The organism is Arthrobacter sp. LAPM80, from assembly GCF_046736435.1.
GTDB lineage: Bacteria > Actinomycetota > Actinomycetes > Actinomycetales > Micrococcaceae > Specibacter.
On sequence record NZ_JBCHVD010000044.1, the window covers coordinates 1 to 2,630 of the forward strand.

Here is a 2,630-nt window from a genome sequence, read left to right on the forward strand (position 1 = left end):
TGGCGCATAGCCCCGGATGGTAGCGCTGGTCTGCGTTGTTGGTAGCGGGGTTCTGGGGACCGGGTAGCGCCAGCTTTGTTGGGCTACCCGGCCACCGGTTCCGGCGCCAGTATTTTGTGCGGTTTGTTATTCCCAGAATCCGCTGGTTTGGCGTGTTTCTTGGCTGCGTTGGCGCCGCATGTCGACCTCGCCGAGTTTGATGGTTCGGGCGTTGTTGGCGAGGCGGTTGACGATGGAGTCGGCCGCGACGCGGTCTGGCAGTGCTTGTGCCCAGTAGTCTGGGCCGGTTTGGCTGGCGATCATGGTGGGGAGGCGGTGTTCCCGGTCGGCCAGGATCGCGAACAGGTCGCTGGCCGCGTTCGGGTCAATGCCGACGGTGAGGAAATCGTCAATGATCAACAGGTCCGCGTTGGCTAGCCTGGTGAGCAGGTCCTGGTGAGCGATCCCGTCGCCGCGGGCGATGACGAGTTTGCGGGCGAGGTCATCCATGCGCAGGTAGAGAACGTCGTGTTCGCGTTCGCAGGCGGCAATGCCGATGGCGCAGATCAGGTAGGTTTTCCCTCCGCCGGTGGGTGAGGTGATCAGCAGGTTGGTTGGCTCGCTCTTCCAATCGTGGGCGGCGTAACGTTTCATCCTGTTGGGGTTGATGCCGCGGCCTTCGCGGTAGTCAATTTCAGCGATGGAAGCCGTCGGGATCGGGAATCCTGCCTGGCGGATGAGCTTCTCGATCCGGTTGGCCCGGCGTACATCCAGGGCGTCATCAACGGCGGTGAGGAAAAGCTGCTCCGGGGTGAGCTCGTCATGGCTTTCGTCATTGATGAGTTCTTCAAAACGGGTCGCCACGTTCGTGATGCGCAAGGCCCTGAACTTTTCGTGATCGATACTGGTGAACATCTTCGCCTCACTGCCCTTCCTTGTAGTAGTCAGCGCCCCGGACATAGACGTCCGGCAACTCCGCGGTGGCGGCGTTGCTGTTCAGTAGGTTCGAAGCAGCAGCTTTGAGAGGGGCAGGTCTTTGCGTGTCACTGTCGATGCCGGCCATCAACCGTTTCAAGGTGGAGTAGGACGGATAGCCGCGCATGTTCACCAGTTCCTGGCAGGCTGCTTCGAGCTTCTGTTTATTCTTCTTCCCCAGGGTCTCGAGAATGTTTTGGCAGTCCAGGTAGCCTTGGGCTTCGATCACGCGCCGGTCCAGGACCTGTTCAATGACTTGGATCGTGGCAGGACCAAAGGTGTGGGCCCGGTCGATGAACCACTCCCGGGACCAGAGCCCGTCAACACCCCGGTGCTGATGTGGGACATGGGCTGGATCTGTTGAGTACTGCCCTTTCCGGCCGAGTTTGCGCGGGTGTTCGGCAACGATGAGCTGCCCGTCAAACACTGTCACCCGCGTCCCGGTCAGGCGCACGCGCAACAACCGCCCTGCCAACGTGTAGGGCACGGAATAATGCTGGTAGTCGGCGGTGACATGGTAATTCCTCCCGACTTTGAGTTCCTTCCATTCGACCTGTTCAAAGGCGGACTCGGGCAGCGGCGAAAGGACCTGGGACTCCTCCTCGGTGAACCGCTCGAACCGGGTCGTGCCATCAGCACGGCGAATGTCGTGGTTGATCTCCCACACCCGCTCAGTAATGGCCTCGTTCAACTCAGCAAGTGTCATCCAGACGTCCTGCGCAAGGTACCCGATCACGCGCTTGTTGACGGTGTTCACCGCAGATTCCACGGCGGCCTTGTCTCTTGGTGCCCTCACTCTGGCGGGCACGATCGCCGTGCCATAATGCTCGGCCATCTGCCCATATCTGTCGTTGACGAACCGTGCAGGATCCCCTTTCACCTTCCGATGCGTCGCGGTCAACGTGTTATCGGGAACAACGATCTGAGGAATGCCCTGATAGAACGCGAACGCACCAACGTGGGCGTTCACCCAAGCCTCCACCCGCATGTCCGTGAACGCCTGGCAGAACACGTACCCGGAAAACGGCAGCACGGCGACGAACAGATACGCCTTCACGCTCGTCCCGGCCACCGCGTCGGTGATCGGAATCGTGTCCCCGGCCCAGTCAACAAACATGGACATGCCCGGCTCATGATGAAGCGTCGCCACCAAGTCATTTTGCACCGCGTATCCGCCAAAGAGATGGCAGTACTGGGCATAGCCGTACTTCCTCAACACAGAACGTGAACCCACATACGTCCGCCATGCCTGCAGCAACGTGAAGTGCGGGTTCGCTTTCATCGACTTCACGACCTGTGCGAAATCCGGCGAGTCATACTCGGCAGAGACCTTGCTGCGCCCGTCAGGGAACCAGCCGACAAGCTCCACATCCGAGAGCTCCGCCAAACCCGCCGCGCTCAGTCCCCTGTCATCGATGGTTTTCCGTGCCGCTGAGACATCGCGATGGGAACACCCCACCGCGTCAACGATCTGCCGATAGCTCCGGCCCTGTAGCAACAGGGCCATAATCGCCCGGTAATCTGCCATAATCTTTGCCTCCTTGCAAAGAAACGGCGGCGCCCAACGCGTCGCCGTAAATGACAGAAAACCACGAACCTCCACCCAGCGCTACCAGGTCCCCAGAACCCCGCTACCAACAACGCAGACCAGCGCTACCACAAGAGGCTATGCGCCA

At 60.3% G+C, this 2,630-nt stretch carries 2 protein-coding genes; both read right to left on the minus strand.

Annotation, left to right across the window (positions count from 1 at the left end; all coding sequences use genetic code 11):
* Window positions 1-126: 126 nt before the first annotated feature.
* Complete coding sequence (locus AAGW05_RS18410; protein WP_411806011.1) at window positions 127-894, minus strand: ATP-binding protein; 768 nt, start codon at window positions 892-894, stop codon at window positions 127-129.
* A 7-nt stretch (window positions 895-901) separates the two neighbouring features.
* Window positions 902-2,482 (minus strand): IS21 family transposase, encoded by a 1,581-nt coding sequence (istA, locus tag AAGW05_RS18415; protein WP_411806012.1) that lies wholly within the window; start codon window positions 2,480-2,482, stop codon window positions 902-904.
* Window positions 2,483-2,630 lie beyond the last annotated feature (148 nt).